Annotated in this window: 18 protein-coding genes; 11 read left to right on the top strand and 7 right to left on the bottom strand. The window is 73.2% G+C overall.

Annotation, left to right across the window (positions count from 1 at the left end):
• Window positions 1-92: 92 nt before the first annotated feature.
• Window positions 93-599, top strand: coding sequence for a PhzA/PhzB family protein (locus QBL21_RS13750; protein ID WP_407562447.1), 507 nt, complete (start codon window positions 93-95; stop codon window positions 597-599).
• Window positions 600-718: 119 nt separating this feature from the next.
• Window positions 719-1075: a DUF1330 domain-containing protein gene (locus QBL21_RS13755; protein ID WP_407562448.1), complete on the top strand. Its 357-nt coding sequence runs from the start codon at window positions 719-721 to the stop codon at window positions 1073-1075.
• A gap of 161 nt (window positions 1076-1236) precedes the next feature.
• Here QBL21_RS13755 and QBL21_RS13760 read toward each other — a convergent pair whose 3' ends face one another.
• Window positions 1237-2127 (bottom strand): S1 family peptidase, encoded by an 891-nt coding sequence (locus tag QBL21_RS13760; RefSeq protein WP_407562449.1) that lies wholly within the window; start codon window positions 2125-2127, stop codon window positions 1237-1239.
• Between the two features lie 778 nt (window positions 2128-2905).
• Here QBL21_RS13760 and QBL21_RS13765 point away from each other — a divergent pair.
• From QBL21_RS13765 to phzG, 6 genes are all read left to right on the top strand, one after another.
• Window positions 2906-3367 carry a PhzA/PhzB family protein gene (locus tag QBL21_RS13765; RefSeq protein WP_407562450.1) on the top strand — a complete coding sequence of 154 codons (462 nt, stop codon included), beginning with the start codon at window positions 2906-2908 and terminating at the stop codon, window positions 3365-3367.
• Between the two features lie 53 nt (window positions 3368-3420).
• Window positions 3421-4590 (top strand): 3-deoxy-7-phosphoheptulonate synthase, encoded by a 1170-nt coding sequence (locus tag QBL21_RS13770; protein ID WP_407562451.1) that lies wholly within the window; start codon window positions 3421-3423, stop codon window positions 4588-4590.
• Between the two features lie 96 nt (window positions 4591-4686).
• The gene (locus QBL21_RS13775) at window positions 4687-5310 is read left to right on the top strand and encodes an isochorismatase family protein (RefSeq protein WP_407562452.1); all 624 of its coding nucleotides are present in this window, start codon (window positions 4687-4689) and stop codon (window positions 5308-5310) included.
• Window positions 5307-7382: an anthranilate synthase family protein gene (locus tag QBL21_RS13780; RefSeq protein ID WP_407562453.1), complete on the top strand. Its 2076-nt coding sequence runs from the start codon at window positions 5307-5309 to the stop codon at window positions 7380-7382. The genes QBL21_RS13775 and QBL21_RS13780 overlap by 4 nt, the downstream gene beginning before the upstream one ends.
• Before the next feature lie 103 nt (window positions 7383-7485).
• Window positions 7486-8325, top strand: a complete 840-nt coding sequence (locus QBL21_RS13785) for a PhzF family phenazine biosynthesis protein (RefSeq protein WP_407562454.1) — start codon at window positions 7486-7488, stop codon at window positions 8323-8325.
• Window positions 8326-8369: 44 nt separating this feature from the next.
• Window positions 8370-9008 (top strand): phenazine biosynthesis FMN-dependent oxidase PhzG, encoded by a 639-nt coding sequence (gene phzG, locus QBL21_RS13790; RefSeq protein WP_407562455.1) that lies wholly within the window; start codon window positions 8370-8372, stop codon window positions 9006-9008.
• Window positions 9009-9171: 163 nt separating this feature from the next.
• On the opposite strand, the gene QBL21_RS13795 is transcribed toward phzG, so the two are convergent.
• Window positions 9172-10179: a methyltransferase gene (locus tag QBL21_RS13795; protein WP_407562456.1), complete on the bottom strand. Its 1008-nt coding sequence runs from the start codon at window positions 10177-10179 to the stop codon at window positions 9172-9174.
• Between the two features lie 84 nt (window positions 10180-10263).
• Complete coding sequence (locus QBL21_RS13800; RefSeq protein WP_407562457.1) at window positions 10264-11196, bottom strand: sigma-70 family RNA polymerase sigma factor; 933 nt, start codon at window positions 11194-11196, stop codon at window positions 10264-10266.
• A gap of 221 nt (window positions 11197-11417) precedes the next feature.
• Between QBL21_RS13800 and QBL21_RS13805 the strand changes: the two genes are divergently transcribed.
• Window positions 11418-11939, top strand: a complete 522-nt coding sequence (locus QBL21_RS13805; protein WP_407562458.1) for a pyridoxamine 5'-phosphate oxidase family protein — start codon at window positions 11418-11420, stop codon at window positions 11937-11939.
• A gap of 154 nt (window positions 11940-12093) precedes the next feature.
• Complete coding sequence (locus QBL21_RS13810) at window positions 12094-12591, top strand: lamin tail domain-containing protein (protein WP_407562459.1); 498 nt, start codon at window positions 12094-12096, stop codon at window positions 12589-12591.
• Between the two features lie 156 nt (window positions 12592-12747).
• Here the strand turns inward: QBL21_RS13810 and QBL21_RS13815 are convergent, their stop codons facing one another.
• Entirely contained in the window at window positions 12748-13545 is a 798-nt protein-coding gene (locus QBL21_RS13815) for an N-acetylmannosamine-6-phosphate 2-epimerase (protein WP_407562460.1), read from the bottom strand.
• The gene (locus QBL21_RS13820; protein ID WP_407562461.1) at window positions 13542-14549 is read right to left on the bottom strand and encodes an ROK family protein; all 1008 of its coding nucleotides are present in this window, start codon (window positions 14547-14549) and stop codon (window positions 13542-13544) included. The genes QBL21_RS13815 and QBL21_RS13820 overlap by 4 nt, the downstream gene beginning before the upstream one ends.
• A 132-nt stretch (window positions 14550-14681) precedes the next feature.
• On the opposite strand from QBL21_RS13820, the gene QBL21_RS13825 reads away from it, so the two are divergent.
• On the top strand, window positions 14682-15425 hold the full coding sequence (locus QBL21_RS13825; RefSeq protein WP_407562462.1) for a FadR/GntR family transcriptional regulator: 744 nt from the start codon (window positions 14682-14684) through the stop codon (window positions 15423-15425).
• A 139-nt stretch (window positions 15426-15564) separates the two neighbouring features.
• Here QBL21_RS13825 and QBL21_RS13830 read toward each other — a convergent pair whose 3' ends face one another.
• Both QBL21_RS13830 and QBL21_RS13835 read right to left on the bottom strand, forming a co-directional pair.
• Window positions 15565-16761 carry an exo-alpha-sialidase gene (locus QBL21_RS13830; protein WP_407562463.1) on the bottom strand — a complete coding sequence of 399 codons (1197 nt, stop codon included), beginning with the start codon at window positions 16759-16761 and terminating at the stop codon, window positions 15565-15567.
• A 145-nt stretch (window positions 16762-16906) separates the two neighbouring features.
• Window positions 16907-18271, bottom strand: coding sequence for a hypothetical protein (locus tag QBL21_RS13835; protein WP_407562464.1), 1365 nt, complete (start codon window positions 18269-18271; stop codon window positions 16907-16909).
• Window positions 18272-18346 lie beyond the last annotated feature (75 nt).

Here is an 18346-nt window from a genome sequence, read left to right on the forward strand (position 1 = left end):
GCACGGCCGCGACCGTCCCCCACGGCGGCGTACGCGCTCTCCCCACGACAGGCACCACCGATCCCATCCGTCCGCATGCGCCAGGAGACGCCATGACCTCGTCCGTGTCCCTCCCACCCGACACCGCCGCTCCGGTGTTCACCGACCACCACGACCTACGGGCCCGCAACCGCATCGCCGTCGAGCAGTACATGCTGACCGGCGCCGAGGCCCGGCTGCGCCGCTACACCCTCTACACCGAGGACGGCTCGGCGGCTCTCTTCTACACCGACGTCGGCCGGCCCATCGTGGTCAGGGGGCGCGAGAAGCTCAAGCGGCACGGCGAGCTGTCCATGCAGGTGCTGCCGGACTGGCAGTGGAGCGACGTGACCATCTACCAGACGCAGGACCCGTCGGTGATCTGGGTCGAGTGCGAGGGCGAGGGCACCATCCGCTTCCCCGGCTATCCGCAGGGCCGCTACCGCAACCACTTCATCCACGGGTTCACGCTCAGCGACGGCCGCATCGTCTCCAGCCGCGAGTACACCAACCCGATCGAGCACATGCGCGCGCTGAGCATCGACACACCCCACATCGAGCGGGGCTGGATCCCCTCCTGACGGGCCCCCGGTCCGTGCCCCCGCGCCGGGGTCGCCTACCCGCGGGGTAATCGACCCCGGTCCGCCGTCCTGCCAGGATCGGCAGGGTACGGACCGCGTCACCGAACGGAAGGACCCCCATGCCCGCCTACGTCATCGCCAGGCTCCAGGACGCCGCCCCGCACCCGGACATCGCCGACTACATCGAGCGGCTGCCGGGCACCTTCGAGCCGTACGGCGGCAGCTACCTCGTGCACGCCGCGCAGCACGAGGTGCTGGAGGGCGACTGGTCCGGCGGCATCGTGATGATCGGCTTCCCCGGGACGGAGCAGGCCCGGGCCTGGTGGGACTCCCCGGCCTACCGGGAGCTGGCGCCGCTGCGCTCGCGCCACATCGAGGGCGACATCATCCTGATCGAGGGCGTCCCCGAGGGCTACGTCCCGACCGCCGCGGCCCGTGCGATCCGGGAGGCCGCCGCCGCGCAGGGCACCGCGTAGCGGCGGGGGCGGCGCGCCGGCGGCCCCGAGGCTCCGGACGGCCCGCGGCACGGCCATCGCACCCGCCGGCAGCCCGCCCCGCCCCGGCCGGGCACGCGTACCCCGGCCGGCGGAAGGCCGGCCGGGGCGAGGGGCTGGGTGTCGCGTGAACTGCGCCGAATCTAGAAGACGTTGACGCTGTAGGCGTTCAGGGCCTCCACGACCGGCTGGTAGAAGGTCGTGCCGCCGGAGGAGCAGTTGCCGCTGCCGCCGGAGGTGAGACCGACCGCCGTGCTGCCGGTGAAGAGCGGGCCGCCGCTGTCGCCGGGCTCGGCGCAGACGTTCGTCTGGATCATGCCGTACACGACGTCGCCGCCGCCGTAGTTGACGGTGGCGTTCAGGCCCGTGACGGAACCGCCGTGCAGACCGGTGGTGCTGCCGCTGCGCTGCACGGACTGGCCCTGCGAGGGGTCGGCCGCGTTGGTGATGTCCTGGTACTGCCCGTTGTACAGGTAGACACGTCCGTCCGCCGCGGCGGGGTTGGAGTGCTGGATGATGCCGTAGTCGTTCGTCGGGAAGCTGCTGCCCGTCGTGGTGCCGATGTTCCACGAGCTGCCGATGTTGGTGCAGTGACCGGCGGTCAGCGCGTACTTGGTGCCGTCCGCGCTCTCGACGTTGAAGCCGAGGGAGCAGCGGGCGCCGCCGGTGGTGATGGCTTCGCCGCCGGCGATGTACTTGGTGAACTTCCCTACGGTGCGCTGCACGTCGACCGCTCCGGCGTCGGCGCCGGCCGCCTCGGTGATCCGGGCCACCTCGGCCTTGGAGACCGTGCTGTCGACGGTGACCACGACGGTGTCGCTCTCGCGGTCGATGTACCAGGCGGTACCCGCGACGTCCGCTTCGCCGACCGCGAGGTCGACGGCCCGGAGCTCCGCCGCGCTGAACGAGGCTTCCTGTGCGTTCGCACCCGCGGGCAGCGCGAGCGCTGCCACGGCGGCGAGGCCAGCGGTCGCGGTGATCAGCCGCAATCTGCCGCGGAAAGCCCCGGTGGGGGTGGTGCGCTTGATCTTCACAGATGTCTCCTCTGGTTTGGGGGAACCAGGACTCGAGGTGACGAGCCCGTGAGACACCGTCAGCGGCTCGGCTTTTTGCCGTGCCCCTGACACGTCGTAGGGGAGTCTTGGGCACGCGGCAGCGATGCGCAAGACCGCCCCCCTCCCGAGGGCCGTCCCGCACACCGCGCCCGCCCCGCCCGCCCCACCCGCCCCGGCCCCGCCGCACCCGCCCGCGGCGCGTGTCGGCAAATGCCCGACGGTTCCGCCCCGGTGACCCGCCGGCAGATTTCGGACCCCGCTTCATGACGGCGCACATTCATCGCCAAGACACCGGCGCGACGTATTGCACAGACGGCCGGAAACAGAATGGCAATTCATTGCCAGCCGTCCGTGCCAGGCCGCCGCCTCGTGTTGAAAGGACCCTGCGGACGGATATGGTGCAGGAGCAGGTCCGGATCCGTACAAGGGACAAGGGAGGCTCGACTCGGTGGTGCGCGTTTCAGCCCGATCTTCCACCGTGGCCGCACCTCCGGCGCGGCACTTCCGCATCCCATGTAACCGGCATACACGGCGTTTTGCCCGCGCCGCGCCAGTGCCGGCCGGGAATTCCACCCAGTCCCGCTGAGCCGCGCGGGACAGTTCTGTGCACTGACAATGGAATTCCATTGACCGACCGGGTGTCCGGAGCGCCGACGGCGCCCGCGCCCCCGGCGGCCGCCAGCCGTATTCAGGACGACGGAGTCCGTACGGCATATGCCCCCATCCGCCTCATGAGTAAAGGGAAGCGAGACCACTTATGTCCAGCGACAAAGAGGTACGTGACCACAACCGCGCCATCGTCGACAAGTACATGCACTGCCGCGGCCAGGACCGGCTGGAGCGGCACCTGCTGTTCACCGAGGACGGCACCGGCGGCCTGTGGACCACCGAGACCGGCGAGCCCATCGTCATCAGCGGCCGCGACCGGCTCGGCGAGCACGCCGTCTGGTCGCTCAAGTGCTTCCCCGACTGGGCCTGGATCAACATCGAAATATTCGACACCCAGGACCCCAACCGCTTCTGGGTCGAGTGCGACGGCGAAGGCAAGATCCTCTTCCCCGGCTACGAACCCGGCCACTACCGCAACCACTTCCTGCACTCCTTCCTCTTCGAGGACGGAAAGATCAAGCAGCAGCGCGAGTTCATGAACCCCTGCCAGCAGTTCCGCGCCCTGGGCATCGAGGTCCCCTCGGTACGCCGCGAAGGCATCCCGACCTGACGGCTGCCGCCCCACCACCCTCGAACTCGACACGCACCCGGCAGGGGGAGAACGTGCCAACCTCAGTCCAGGAATTCCACGCGCTACCAGCTCTACAGCAACCCGTGTGGGAGGACACCGACCAGGTGCGACGGGTACGCGAGGCCCTCGAAGCCGCGCCGCCGCTCGTCACCGACGACGGCGCGGCGCGGCTGCGCCGCGCGCTCGCCGAGGTCGCCGAGGGACGCGCCCACCTCATCCAGGCCGGCGACTGCGCCGAGGACCCCGCGGAGTCCACGCCCTACCACGTACAGCGCAAGAGCGCACTCATCGACGGCCTCGCCGCCACCGCCACGCAGCTCACCGGCCGCCCGGTCCTGCGCATCGGCCGTATCGCCGGCCAGTTCGCCAAACCCCGCTCCAAACCCGTCGAGCAGATCGGCGACATCACCCTGCCCGTCTACCGCGGGCACATGGTCAACGGCCCCGAACCCGACCCCCGGGCCCGCCGCGCCGACCCGCAGCGCATCCTCGCCTGCTTCGGCGCCGCCCAGAACGTCGTCCGCGAACTCGACGCCGTCAACGCCGGCCGCCCCGACGCCGAACGGGTCTGGATCAGCCACGAAGCACTGCTCCTCGACTACGAGAGACCGATGCTGCGGCGCACCGCCACCGGCGAGCAGTACCTCGCCTCCGCCCACCTGCCGTGGGTCGGCGAGCGCACCCGCCGCCCCGACGGCGCCCACGTCGACCTCCTCGCCGGCATCGTCAACCCCGTCGCGTGCAAGATCGGCTCCGGCACCACCGCCGACGACGTCACCGAACTCGCCGGCCGCCTCGACCCGGCCCGCCAGCCCGGCCGGCTCGTGCTCATCGCCCGCATGGGCGCCGGCTTCGTCACCAGCCGGCTCCCCGCCCTGGTACGCGCCGTCCACGCCGCCGGACACCCCGCCGTGTGGATCTGCGACCCCATGCACGGCAACACCATCACCGGCCCCGACGGGCAGAAGACCAGGCTGATGGGCGCCATGCTCGCCGAGATCCACGACTTCTGCCACGTCCTGGACGCCACCGGCGGCACCAACGGCGGACTGCACCTCGAAACCACCCCCGACCCGGTCACCGAGTGCGCCACCGACATGGCCACCATCGGCTCCGCCGGCCCCCGCACCACCTTCTGCGACCCCCGGCTCAACCCGGGCCAGGCCCACCGGCTCGTCGCGGCGTGGGCCCAGACCCGCTGACAGCGACACCGGACACCGGGCCCCGGCCCGGCCCCGGCGGCGCGGCCGGACACCAGCCGGCCGCGTACCCCCCCCGCACCCGAAAGGAGCCGAACCGTGGTCGGCATACCCGTCATCGACCCGTACGAGCTGCCGACGGCAGAGACCCTGCCGGCCAACCAGGCGGCGTGGACGCCCGACCCCGCCCGCGCGGCGCTGATCGTGCACGACATGCAGCGGTTCTTCCTGCGCCCGGTGCCCGACACGGTCCGCTCCCAGCTCGTCCACAACGCCGCACTGCTGCGCAAACGCGCCGCCGCACTCGGCGTACCCGTCGCCTACTCAGCACAGCCCGGCGGCATGACCCCCGAAGAGCGCGGCCTGCTCGTCGACTTCTGGGGCCCCGGCATGCGCACCGCCCCCGAGGACCGCGAAGTCGTCCCCGAACTCGCCCCCGCCGACGGCGACTGGCTCCTCACCAAGTGGCGCTACAGCGCCTTCTTCAAGTCCGGCCTGCTCGACAGGCTGCGCGCCGAAGGCCGCGACCAGCTCGTGCTGTGCGGCGTCTACGCCCACGTCGGGGTACTCGCCACCGCCATCGAGGCGTTCACCCACGACATCCAGGTGTTCCTCGCCGCCGACGCCATCGCCGACTTCACCGCCGACCAGCACCGCATGACCCTCGAATACGTGGCCCAGCGCTGCGGGATGGTCCTCCCGAGCGCGGAGATCTTCGCATGAGCACCGCCCCCGACCCCCGCCCGGCCGCCCCCGCAGACGCCGGCGCCGACACCGGCACCAACACCGGCGCCGGCACCGCGCTGCTCGACCGGCTGCTCACCGGCCCCCTCCCGCCCTCGTACGCGCTGCTCCACCGCCCCGAGAGCGGCACCCCCGGCACCGTCGACGTCCTCATCGGCGACACCACCCACCCCCGCACCCTCGCCGGCCTCCCGCTGCCCACCCCCGCCGCCCCGCCGGCCGCCACCGCCCACCGCACCCTGCTCGTCGTGCCCTACCGGCAGCTCGGCGAACGCGGCTTCGCCGCCCCCGACGACGGCGCACCGCTCATCGCCATGAACATCACCGAGCAGGCCGCCGTGCCGCTGGCCGACACCCTCGCCCGGCTGCCCGACACCCCCGCCGCGCTCACCGGCCACCGCTTCGACCTCTCCGACGCCGACTACGCCGACGTCGTACGACGCGTCGTCACCGGCGAGATCGGCACCGGCGAAGGCGCCAACTTCGTCATCAAACGCACCCTCCTCGCCGACGTCGGCGGCGACGCCGCCCGCGCCGCGCTGACCGTCTTCCGGCGGCTGATCTCCCTGGAACCCAGCGCCTACTGGACGTTCGCCATCCACGCCGACGGCCGCACCTTCGTCGGCGCCACCCCCGAACGGCACATCTCCGTGCACGAGGGCCGCGCCGTCATGAACCCCATCAGCGGCACCTACCGCTACCCCGCGGGCGGCCCCACCCTCGACGGCCTCACCGCGTTCCTGCGCGACCGCAAGGAAACCGACGAGCTGTACATGGTGCTCGACGAGGAACTGAAGATGATGTCCCGCATCTGCCCCGCCGGCGGCCGGGTCACCGGCCCCGCGCTCAAGGAGATGGCGCGCCTCGCCCACACCGAGTACTTCATCGAGGGCCGCACCGAACGCGACGTACGCGACGTGCTCCGCGAGACGCTCTTCGCGCCCACCGTCACCGGCAGCCCCGTGGAGAGCGCCGCCCGCGTCATCGCCCGCCACGAGCCGCACGGCCGCGGCTACTACAGCGGCATCGCCGCGCTCGTCAGCGACGAGCCCACCGGCAGCCGCACCCTCGACTCCGCCATCCTCATCCGCACCGCCGACATCGCCGACGACGGCCGGCTCTCCCTCTCCGTAGGCGCCACCCTCGTACGCCACTCCTCCCCGGAAGGCGAGTCCGCCGAGACCCGCGCCAAAGCCGCGGCCCTCCTCGACGCCCTCGGCGCGGACCCCGCCGCGGACACCGGGCCCGCGCAGCCAGCGCCCGCACCGGCAGCGCACGCGGACATCGCACCCGCCGGCGCCGCACCCACGGCAGCCGCGCCCGCCGACGCCGCCGCCCCGTCAACCGACGCCGCCGCACCGCGCTTCGCCGACCACCCCGCCATCCGCGACGCGCTCAGCGGCCGCAACACCGGCATCGCCGACTTCTGGCTCGCCGCCACCGGCGCCCGCCCGCTGACCGTACCCGCGCTGGAAGGCATGAAGGTCCTCGTCGTCGACGCCGAGGACACCTTCACCGCCATGATGGTCCAGCAACTCGAAGCCCTCGGCCCCACCGCCGAAGTACGCCGCTTCGACGAGCCCTACGCCGTCGACGGCTTCGACCTCGTCGTCATGGGCCCCGGCCCCGGCGACCCCCGCGCCACCACCGACCCGAAGATCGCCGCACTCGACACCGCCGTCGCCGGCCTGCTCCGCGACCGCACCCCGTTCCTCGCCGTCTGCCTCAGCCACCAGGTGCTCAGCCTCCGCCTCGGCCTCCACCTCGTCCGCCGCAGCCGGCCCAACCAGGGCGTCCAGCGCGCCATCGACCTCTTCGGCCGCCGCGAACACGTCGGCTACTACAACACCTTCGCCGCCGTCAGCCCCACCGACGAACTCGACGTGCCCCACGTCGGCCGCGTCCGCACCAGCCGCGACCAGGCCACCGGCCAGATCGACGCACTGCGCGGCCCCCACTTCGCCTCCTTCCAGTTCCACGCCGAATCCGTCCTCACCGTCGACGGCCCCCGGCTCATCGGCGACGCCCTCCTCGGGGTGATCGGCCGGTGACCACCGGGCCGACCGGACACACCCGGCCGGCCCCCGCCCCCCCCCACATGCGCCTCGCCGAGGCGACCGCACCACTCGTATCCGCCCGTCAGGAGTGCCGTACATGCCAGAACTCGACTACATGCTGGTGGACGCCTTCACCCGCAGGCCGCTGAACGGCAACCCCGTCGCCGTGTTCCTCGACGCCGAAGAACTCACACCCGACCTGATGCAGCGCATCGCCCGCGAGATGAACCTCTCCGAAACCACCTTCGTCCTGCCCCCCGGCGAAGGCGGCGACGCCCGCATCCGCATCTTCACCCCCGTCAACGAACTCCCCTTCGCCGGCCACCCCCTCATCGGCACCGCCGTCGCCCTCGGCGAGACCCGCAAACAGGACGAACTGCAACTGGAAACCGCGATGGGCGTCATCCCCGTCCGCCTCACCGACGACGAAGGCGCCGTCAAGATCAGCATGCGCCAGCCGAACCCCGTCTGGGAGCCCTACGCCGAAGCCGACGCCCTCCTCGACGCCCTCGGCGCCGACTCCTCCATCGCCCCCGTCGAGATCTACCGCAACGGCCCCCGCCACGTCTTCGTCGGCCTCGACAGCGTCCCCGCACTCTCCGCGCTGCGCCCCGACCACCGCGCACTGTCCGCCTTCCCCGACATGGCCGCCAACTGCTTCGCCGGCCAGGGCCGGCAGTGGCGAGCCCGGATGTTCTCACCCGCGTACGGCGTCGTCGAAGACGCGGCGACCGGCTCCGCCGCCGGCCCCCTCGCCATCCACCTCGCCCGCCACGGCCTCGCCGAATACGGCGAACAGATGGAGATACTCCAAGGCGTCGAGATGGGCAGACCCTCCCTGATGCTCGCCACCGCCGAAGGCGACGGCGACCGGATCCACGCCGTCCACGTCGGCGGCCACGGCGTCACCGTCGGACGCGGCACCCTCTTCCTCTAGGCCCCCAGGCGCCCCGCCGGCCGCCACCGTGAGAAAGGCACGCGATGCACAGCAGCAAGTTCGAAAGCCTCACCGTCGAGAACGACCCGGACTTCCCCGAGTACGACAACCCGCCCGCCGACCCCGTCGGCCTCATGCAGCGCTGGCTCGAACGCGCCGTCGAACTCGAAGTCCGCGAACCCAAGGCGCTCGCCCTGGCCACCGCCGACAAACGCGGCCGGCCCTCCGCGCGCATCGTCCTGGTCAGCGCCATCGACGAGCGCGGCGTGCTCTTCACCAGCCACGCCTCCAGCCGCAAGGGCCGCGAACTCGAAGAGAACAACTGGGCCGCCGGACTCCTCTACTGGCGCGAGACCGGCCAGCAGATCAAGCTCTCCGGCACCGTCGAACCGGTCCCCGTCGCCGAATCGGAATCCCTCTGGCAGGGCCGCCCCATCCCCCTGCACGCCATGTCCGTCGCCTCCCGGCAGAGCGAACCCCTCGCCGACCCGGCGGCGCTGCGCGCCGAAGCCGAACGCCTCGGCGCGGACGGCAAGCCACTGGACCGCCCCGAGCGCTTCTACGGCTACCGGCTCCAGCCCCAGGACGTCGAGTTCTGGGCCCACCGCCCCGACCGGCTCCACCTGCGGCTGCGCTACGACCGCGACGGCGACGGCTGGACCTCCGGCCGCCTCCAGCCGTAACCCGCACGGCACCCGCCGGAGCCGTGACCGTACGACGGCGAACGGCGCGGGCGGCCGGCGCCCCAAAGAACCCGGGCCGCCCGCCGCCCACGCCGCCCGTCGGTACGTGCGGCCGAACCGGCTGTCAGCGCCGACTGCCGGCGACCGCCGCCCACGCCGCCCGTCAGCCCTTCGTCGCCTCCACGATCGAGGCATGCGGCGACACATCCAGCACCCGGCCAGGAACCAGCCCCGCCTTGCGCAGCAACTCCTCGTACTCCGCCCGCGTCCTGCCCTTGCCGTTCAGCACCGTCAGCATCAGCATGTCCATCGTCTTGCCCGGATGCGGCTCGTTGCCCTCCGGCACCAGCGCGTTGACGACCAGCAGCCGGCCGTCGTCCGGCATCGCACGCCGGCACACCTCCAGAAGCTGCACACACTTCTCGTCCGGCCAGCTCGCCAGCACATGCTTCAGCAGATAGACGTCCCCGCCCTCCGGCACCGCCGAAAAGAAGTCGCCGCCCTCCGCACGCCACCGCCCGGCCAGCTCCGGCACATCCAGCACGTGCCCCGCCACCACCGGCTCCAGATCCAGCAGCGTGCCCTCAAGATGCGCGTGACGCCGCAGGATCGCCCGCAACTGCCCGCCGCGGCCACCGCCGACATCCACCACCGTCGACGCCCCACCGAAGTCGTAGGACTCCGCGACCTCGTCGCTCAGCGCCTCCGAGAACGACGCCATACTCGCGTCGAACTGCACACCCAGCTCACGGTTGGCGGAAAGATACCGGTAGAAGGGCATCCCGAAGATGTCCTCGAACGGGTTGCCGCCCGTACGGACCGCCTCGTGCATCCCCGCCGCCGCCCGCCAGAAGATGTCCTCGCCACGCACGTCCACGTACGCGCGCATCGACCCCGGCGCATCCTCCCGCAGCAACTCCGCCAGCGGCGTCAGCGCAAAACGCCCGTCCTCCTCCTGCCGGAAGACACCCTGCCCCGCGAGATAGCGCAGCAGCCGCGCCAGATGCGGGCCGTTCAGCCCCGCCTCCGCCGCCAGGTCGTCCGCGCTGCGCGGACCGTCCGCCAGCAGATCCGCGATACGCCAGTGCGCCGCGGCATGCAGCGCGGCGGACTTCAGATAGCCGAGTGATAAATCCAGCAACTGCCCGGTGAGATCGGTAGATTCGTCCACGACCACACCCTAGGTCGCGGCTGCGCCGACCGACAGACGGCCGCCCCCGCCGGTGCAGAAACCTGCTACCCCCGCGGGCCCGTACTAGAACGCGATGCCCAGACCGCCCAGATCGGCCTTGATGTCGATCGCCGTGATCCGGCCCTTCTCCGTCACGAAGCAGAACGCCACATGCGGCTGGCCGTCCTGCACCCACACCAGCCCCGACTCGCCGTCGATCAGCGCCGGAGCCGGGTTCCACGTCCGCCCCGCGAACACCCGCGTCACCGCGTCCGCGCCGTGGATCTCCGCCACATCCGTGATCGGATGCATCCCGCGCATCCCCGCCTCCAGACTCATGCGCACCGCCGCCGAGTCCGTACGCAGCACGATGTCCGGCGCCAGCATCGCCAGCAGCGCCTCGAAATTACCCTCCCGCGACGCCGCGAGAAACGCCGTCGCCAGATCCGACTTGCCCGTCGCGAACGAGCCCCCGGTGTCGTCGTACACACCGAAACTCTCCCCCCGCCGCGCACTCGGCGTGGACCGCTGCACCCGCCGCCGCGCCCGGCTGGCCAACTGCCGCGCCGCCGCCGGCGAGCGGTCGACGATCGTCGCGATCTCCTCGAACGGCACGGCGAACATGTCGTGCAGCACGAACGCCAGCCGCTCCGCCGGCGTCAACGTGTCCAGGACGACCAGCAGCGCCAACCCCACCGAGTCGGCGATCACCGCCTCCTCCTCGGGATCGTCCGCCGACAACTCGTCCTGCGGCTCACCCGCGTCCGACGTGTCCACCAGCACCTCGGGACGGGACTTGCGGGACTGGAGCATGTTCAGCGACACCCGGGCCACGATCGTCGTCACCCAGCCACTGAGGTTCTCCACCTCGCTGGTGTCCGAGCGGCTCAGCCGGATCCACGCCTCCTGGACCGCGTCGTCGGCCTCCGTGACCGAACCCAGCATCCGGTACGCAACCGCGCGCAGCCGGGGCCGGTCCGTCTCGAAACGCTCGGCCAGCCAGTCGTGTTCACTCATATGCGCTCCGGTCCTCTCCCCGTCGGCCGTCACCTAACTGACCGGCGAGAACACGCCGATGTGACGAGCCGGCGAAGAGACCCGCGCCACGGCCGCCGGCGGCCCGAAGACCCCGCCGCACCGCCTGCTCCCACCCGCCGCCACCCGCCGTCCGGGACGGATACGAGCCACCCCCGCGCCGTACCCCGCCCGCCCCCGACCCGCCCGGTTACCGTGACCGGATGCGCGAAACCCCCGAAGAACTGCGGCGGCTCCAGGAACTCCTCGACACCTCCCTGGCCCGCTCCACCGGCCACCTCCGCTCCATCATCGACACCGACCGCACTCTCAACGCCGAGCAGCTCACGCGCGTCCTCACCGGCATGTGCACCCTCGCCCTGTCCACCGTGACCGCCAAGGGCGAACCCCGCATCAGCGGCGCCGACGGCCACTTCCTCCACGGCACCTGGTACTTCGGCACCGCCCGCACCGCCGCCAAGGCCCGCCACCTCGCCGCCCGCCCCGCCGCGAGCGTGGCGCACATGCGCGGCGAGGAACTCGGCGTGTTCACCCACGGCAACGCCGTCACCCTCAACCCCGAGAGCGGCGAGCCCGACCCCGAGTGGCCGGAAATGCTCGCGTACTTCAAGGACTTCTACGGCGAGAACGCCTTCCGCTGGGACGACGAAGTCGTCTTCTACCGGCTCAGCCCGCACTGGATGACGGTCTTCGCCCCCGACGCGGAGGCACTCGGGGCCGGGTAGCCCGGGGCGGTACGGCACGGGGCCCGTGGGTGCGGCCCGCGGCGCGCTGCGGCGCAAGTGCCGAACAGCCCGTTCCGGAGACCCTCTCGGCACGCCCGCTTTCGGCGCTACGCGCATAACCTCCTGCCGAATCGAGACATGGGGGGTCACTCACATGCGCAACCACGTTGCCGTCACCGCCATCGCCGCCGCCGGCGGCGCCCTGGCGATGCTCGCCGCCACCCCGGCGCAGGCCGCCGAGTACAGCTCACCGCTGAAGGTCCGCGGCATCCAGTACGACGCGCCCGGCCGGGACTCCAACAGATGCTCCGGCGGGAACACCCACAAGGAATACCTGGCGATCAAGAACTACTCGTCCAGCCGGACCGTGAACCTGAAAGGCTGGGTCGTCAAGGACGCCGCCGGCAACCGGTTCACGTTCCCGGCCAACCACTACCTCCAGCCCGGCGACGGGGTGAAGCTGCGCGGTGGCAACGGCCGCGACTCCGACGCGAACAACGTCGTCTACCGCGACAACTGCAACTTCCTCTGGAACAACGACAAGGACACGGTCTACCTGGTCAAGTCGAGCGGAAGCCGGGCGGACGTGCACCAGTACACCAAGAGCCGCAACGACCGCGACGGCAACGGCTACATCACGTACCACGGCTGAGGAGGGGGAGGCGCTGGGCGCCCGCCGCCGGGGGGCGGCTGGGCGCCCTGTCCTCATGGGGTGCCGTTGCTCGCGGACGATGACAGTCGTCTGTTGTCTGTCGGTTGTCATCTGCCGAGGGTCGGGCTGCGCGCAGTCGGGCCAAGCGCCGTCGGGCTACGCGGGGTCGGGTTGCGCGCCGTCCGGCTGCGGCCCGGGGGGCCGCGCGTGGTCGCCGTGAGCGGCGGGCCGCGGGTCCCGGTCGGCGTCGAGCGCGGTCGCGAAGTGGCGGGCGAGCGTCGTCGGGTGGGTGATCGCCGTACCGACGACCACCGCGTACGCACCGCGCGCCAGCGCCTCCGCGGCCTCGGCCGGCGTGCCGATCCGGCCCTCGGCGAGCACCGGCACGGCAACCGCCGCCGCCAGCCGCTCGACCAGAGCGAGATCCGGGCCGCCGCCGGGGGCGGGGGAGCGGTCGGTGTAGCCGGAGAGGGTCGTGCCGATCAGGTCGGCGCCCAGGTCCACGGCCCGCAGCCCTTCTTCGTACGTCGAGACGTCCGCCATCACGAGCCTACCCGCCCCGCGCACCGCCTCGAACGACTCCGCGACATCCCGGCCGTCCGGCCGCGGGCGGTCCGTGGCGTCGACGGCGACGACGTCCGCGCCGGTCTCGGCGACCGCCCGCGCGTGCGCGGCCGTGGGCGTGATGACGACGCCGCCGTCCCCGTCCTTCCAGAGCCCGATCAGCGGCACGTCGGTCGCGGCCCGGATCGCCCGCAGGTCGGCGAGCCCCTGCGCGCGGATGCCCGCGGCCCCGCCGTCGAGCACGGCCAGCGCCATGCGGCGCATGGTGCCGGGGTCGCGCAGCGGCTCACCCGGGTACGCCTGGCAGGACACGACCAGCCGCCCCCGCAGCCGGGCGAGAAGCGCCCCGCCCCGGTCGCCGCTGCCGGGGCCGTCGACGGCCGCCGTCACGCGATCGCCTCCAGCGCCAGCCTCGCGGCGCCCAGCAGCGCCGCGTCGTCCCCGAGGGCGCCCGGGACGACCGGGACGTCCGAGAGCGGGGGCAGCGTCGTCGCGGCGATCGCCGCCCGCAGCGGGCGCCACCAGACCGGGCCGCAGCGGCTCACCCCGCCGGTGACCAGGACGAGTTCGGGGTCGAGGACGTTGACCAGCCCGCCCACGGCCTCCCCCAGGGCCCGGGCCCCCTCCTCCAGCACCGCCACCGCCACCGCGTCCCCCGCCGCGGCCCGCTCCGCGACCGCCGCCAACCCGGTGACCGAAGCCGGCCCGGTGACCGAAGCCGGCCCGTCGCCCGCGGGCGCCCGGGTCCGGCGGTGGTACTCCGCCGCCATCGCCGGGCCCGACGCGACGCCCTCCGCGTGCCCCGTACCGCCGCAGGCGCACGGCCGGCCCGCCGCGGCCGGCACCGGTACGTGGCCCACGTGCCCCGCCGCGGACCGCGCGCCGCGGTGCACCCGGCCGCCGAGGACCAGCGAGCCGCCGACGCCGGTGCCCGCGGCGACGAGCAGGACGTGCCCGCGGCCGGCCGCCGCGCCCCGCCACGTCTCGCCGAGCGCGTGCGCGTGCACGTCGTTGTCGACGGCGGCCGGCACGCCGAGGCGGCGGCCTAGTCCGGCGCGGAGCGCGGTGCCCGCCCACCCCGGCAGCGCCGCGGTGGCGGAGAGCACGGTGCCGGCCGCGGCGTCGATCACGCCCGCGCTGCCGACGCCCACCGCCGCGTACGGCCCGCCGGCCGCGGCGAGTTCGGTGACGGCCCCGGCGGCGGCGTCGAGGACCGCGGCGGGCCCGGCCGCGGCCGGTGTGGGCACGGTGCGGCGGTGCAGCAGCCGCCCCCCGGCGTCGACCAGGGCGGCGGCGGTCTTCGTACCGCCGATGTCGAGCGCGGCGACGACGGTCATCGCGGCCCGGCGGCGGATGGGGTGCGGCTGGGCACACGTCCTCCCGGTTCGGCCCATCAACGAAGTGGGCGGCAGGGGCAGTTGGTTCCGACGAGGGAATGCAGGAGATCAGATGTCTGATGTCCGATGCCTGATAGCGTGTGACCGTAGCCCGGGGGTCGAAGTGGGTCAAGAGGCGGGAGTACGCGCATGAGCGAAGCCCGTGCCGGCAGGTCGCTGCTGCGGCTGGAGGTCACCGAGGGCATCAAGCGCTACATCCTCGCGAACAAGCTGCGCCCCGGCGATCCGCTGCCCACCGAGAGCGACCTGTGCGCCGCCCTCGGCGCCAGCCGCTCCAGCGTCCGCGAGGCGGTCAAGACGCTCCACGCTCTCGACATCGTCGACGTCCGGCACGGGCACGGCACGTACGTCGGCAGGCTGAGCCTGTCGGCGCTGGTCGAGAGCCTGGCGTTCCGCGGGCTGCTCGGCCCGGAGAGCGACGTGCACGTGATGGCCGATCTCGTGGACGTGCGCGAGCTGTTCGAGCGGGGCATGGCGGAGCGGATCGTGGCCGGGCTCGACGGCGAGCGGCTCGACGCGCTGGACGCGCTGGTGGAGAAGATGCGCGCGGACGCGGGCGGCGCCGAGGAGGACTTCGTGGAGGCGGACCGGGCCTTCCACGCGCTGCTGGTCGAGCCGCTGGGCAACGAGCTGATGGGCCAGCTCTCGATGGCCTTCTGGGACGTGTACGCGATCGTCGCCCCGCAGTTGCAGATGGCCACGCGCGAGGACCGGGCGGAGACGACGGCCGCGCACGCGAGCATCGTGCACGCCGCGCGCGACGGCGACCCGGCCGCCTTCACCCGGGCCGTCGCGGCGCACTACGCGCCCGTACGCCGCCGCCTCGCCGCCGGCCCGGCCGGCGACGCCGGGGACGAAGACGGCGGCGGCTAGGACGAAGACGGAGGCGGCGAGGACGGCGAGGCCGTGGCGGCCGGCTGACCTGCCGAGCCGCCACACCCCCGCCGCGCGCCGCGAACCGGCCCGCGGCCCTCGGCCGTCACACCAGCCCTCGGCCGTCAGCCGTCAGCCCTCAGTCCGCAGCCGCACCCCGCCCGCGGCAGTCGGCACCGAGCCAGGCGTCGTCGAAGCGGGCGAAGGTGATCGTGCGGTACGGGCCGCGCTCGTAGAGCAGCCCGAAGGTGCCGTCGTCGAGCCGGGCGAGGGTGGAGTATCCGGCTTCGCCGGGTTCCACGACCCGCGAGACGGGCCAGTTGCGCCCGTCGTCGCAGGACATCCGCACGGTGAGGTTGCGCCGGGCGGTGGTGCTCGCGGTGTTGCTGAACAGCAGCCAGTGCGCCCGCGGTGCGGTGCGCGGGGCGTCGGCGTCGTAGCGCAGGACGGCCGCGTTGTTCGTCGGGTCGATCAGCTCGTCGTCCGGCACCGGCGTGCCGTACGTGATCCCGCCGTCGTCGGAGTACGCGACCAGGCGCGTGTCGGCGCTCGCGGTGCGGCTGTTGAGCATGACGCGGCCGTCGGCCAGCTCGACCGTCTTGTTCTCGTCCATCAGCGGCCCGACCGGCTCGCCCGCGTCCCAGGTGGCGCCGTGGTCGTCGCTGTACGCGCTGACGGCCCAGATGCCGCCGTCCGCCGCGCGGTACGCGTACTGCTGGAGCAGGCGGCCGGACGAGAGCTGGATGCCGGTGCCGGAGGAGGCGAACATGCCCAGCCAGGACGGGTCCTTGACGTCCTCGGTGATGCGGCGGTGGCGCCAGGTACGGCCGCCGTCGTCGGAGTAGCTGTAGTCGGTGTGCAGGGTCGTGGTGGAGTCGTCGGCGTTGCCGGGGCCGGAGTTGAAGAAGCCGACGCCCTTGGGGCCGTAGGCGTGGAAGAGGAAGATCCGGCCGGTGTCGCGGTCGACGAGGAGGCTGGGGTCGCCGGCGCCCACGCCGCCGTCGTAGTCGGCGACGACCTGCGGCGCGGTCCAGGTGCGGCCTCTGTCGGTGCTGCGGCGGACCATGACGTCGAGGTTGCCGGGCAGGTCGGCGGAGCTGTCGTTGCGGCGGTCGTAGGCGGCGATGAGGGTGCCGTCGGGCAGGACGTCGAGGGCGGGGATGCGGTACGTGTGCGCGCCGTCGCCGGCGACGGCAAGGTCGGTCGTCTCGAAGAGCGTGCGGGCCGCGGGCTCCGGGGCGTGGCCGTCCCGGGCGGCGGCCGGGGTGAGGCCGCCGGCGAGGACGGCGCCGGCCGCGAGTAGCGCGGCGAGCTTGGCGGACAGGGTCGTGGGCACGTGATACCTCCACTTCGGGGCGGAGGCATCGGACATCAGACGTCCGGAATGTAAGGGCTGCGGTACGGGCCGTCAACGCCCCGCGCGGCCCCGCACGCCCCCGACCGTGCCCCGGACCCGGCCGGGCCCCGCAGCACCCGCCCGGCTAGCGCCGCTTGAACTTGCGCACCAGCCGCCCCCACGTACCCAGCCGCAGCGCCTCGTACCGGGCGAACCGCTCCCGGTCCTCGGGCTCTGCGACGTCGTCGAAGACGGCCCGCGCCTCCTCGCGGAGAGCCGGGTCGTCGTGCAGCATCAGCACGAACAGCATGCCGTCGCGGCGCAGGGCACGCAGCGCGCCCTCGCGGCCGGGCGGGTACGCGGTGAGCCCGTGCAGGGCGCGCAGCAGCGGCAACTGCTCCGCCGCCCGGTCGGGGCGCAGCCGCAGGGCCAGCCGCAGCGCGAGGTCCAGCTCCGCGTCGGACGGCCGCGGCTCGCGGGCGAGTACGGCGGTGACGGCCCGCGTCGCGGACGGTGCGTCCTGCGCCATGTGCCGCAGCCGGCGGCGCAGTTCGCCGTCGTGGCCGGGCGGCTTGCCGTGCGCGGCGAGGACGATCGCGGCGTGGACGGCCTCGGCGGGCGGCGGGGCGTCCATGCCGGAGCCGCCGAAGTCCGCGTCCCACGGGTCGCGTCTGCCCTGCCCGTCCGCCGCCGCTCCGGCGGCCGGGCCGATCGGGGCGAGCGTGCCGAGCGCCTTCAACGCCCTGACGGCGCCGTACCTGTCCGTGGCCGACCGGCTCATCGCGAGGAAGACGAGGGCGTCCCCGATCTCCTCGTCCGCCGGCCTGCCGGCGCCGTCGCCGGGCAGCCCCTTCATCACGTGCATCAGGCTGACCCGGGCCTGCGGACCCGACTCGGCCTCGAACCGGGCCCGTACCTGCGCCATCGTGGCGCCGTAGTGCTCCAGCGCGCGCAGCACCTCGCGGAACGCCATGTCGTCGGGCTCGATGCTCGCGGCGGCGTCGAGCAGCGCGGGCACGGCGCCGTCGAGGTGGGTGCCGCGCAGGGCGGTGGCGGCGTAGTGGATGCAGGCGCGGTCGCGCAGCGCGCGGCCGTAGACGGGCGCGGCCCGCTCGTCGCCGATGCGGCGCAGGGCCTCCACGAGGCCCTGCTTGAGGTCGTACGGGTCCTGGTAGTGCTCGTCGCGGGGCTCGCGCTGGGGGAGGCTGTCGCTGGGGACGGTGCGGTACCGCTCCAGCTCGAAGACCTTGCCCACGCCGTGCTCGTCGACGAGCGCGTCCCCTTCCTCGTACCAGGCGTCCCACGCCGCCGTGACGGCGCCGACCCGCTCCAGGTGGGCGGCGTGGTCGGCGAGGAGGGCGTCGAGCCGGTCGACGAGCACGGGGACGACCTCGGGGCCCCGCTCCTGGAGCGCGACGATGGCCCGTTCCCGCAGGCTCTCCTCGTCGTAGCCGTCCCCGGTCCGCCACAGGGCCAGCCGCTCGATCAGCTCGCCGACGTCGTCCGCCACCGTTTCACCCCTGCGCTACGGGCCGTTTCCGAAGCCAGGACCGTACCGGAACGGGAAAGGGACGGGTCCCGAACG

It is taken from the genome of Streptomyces sp. 184, from assembly GCF_045781775.1.
In the GTDB taxonomy this organism is placed as follows: domain Bacteria; phylum Actinomycetota; class Actinomycetes; order Streptomycetales; family Streptomycetaceae; genus Streptomyces.

What these genes read in the sequence shown, in the direction of transcription:
- QBL21_RS13780 (WP_407562453.1), top strand. Translation starts at nt 5,307, where the DNA reads ATGAGCACCGCCCCCGACCCCCGCCCGGCCGCCCCCGCAGACGCCGGC.
- phzG (WP_407562455.1), top strand. Translation starts at nt 8,370, where the DNA reads ATGCACAGCAGCAAGTTCGAAAGCCTCACCGTCGAGAACGACCCGGAC.
- QBL21_RS13805 (WP_407562458.1), top strand. Translation starts at nt 11,418, where the DNA reads ATGCGCGAAACCCCCGAAGAACTGCGGCGGCTCCAGGAACTCCTCGAC.
- QBL21_RS13765 (WP_407562450.1), top strand. Translation starts at nt 2,906, where the DNA reads ATGTCCAGCGACAAAGAGGTACGTGACCACAACCGCGCCATCGTCGAC.
- QBL21_RS13800 (WP_407562457.1), bottom strand. Translation starts at nt 11,196, where the DNA reads ATGAGTGAACACGACTGGCTGGCCGAGCGTTTCGAGACGGACCGGCCC.
- QBL21_RS13825 (WP_407562462.1), top strand. Translation starts at nt 14,682, where the DNA reads ATGAGCGAAGCCCGTGCCGGCAGGTCGCTGCTGCGGCTGGAGGTCACC.
- QBL21_RS13755 (WP_407562448.1), top strand. Translation starts at nt 719, where the DNA reads ATGCCCGCCTACGTCATCGCCAGGCTCCAGGACGCCGCCCCGCACCCG.
- QBL21_RS13810 (WP_407562459.1), top strand. Translation starts at nt 12,094, where the DNA reads ATGCGCAACCACGTTGCCGTCACCGCCATCGCCGCCGCCGGCGGCGCC.
- QBL21_RS13820 (WP_407562461.1), bottom strand. Translation starts at nt 14,549, where the DNA reads ATGGGCCGAACCGGGAGGACGTGTGCCCAGCCGCACCCCATCCGCCGC.
- QBL21_RS13785 (WP_407562454.1), top strand. Translation starts at nt 7,486, where the DNA reads ATGCCAGAACTCGACTACATGCTGGTGGACGCCTTCACCCGCAGGCCG.
- QBL21_RS13750 (WP_407562447.1), top strand. Translation starts at nt 93, where the DNA reads ATGACCTCGTCCGTGTCCCTCCCACCCGACACCGCCGCTCCGGTGTTC.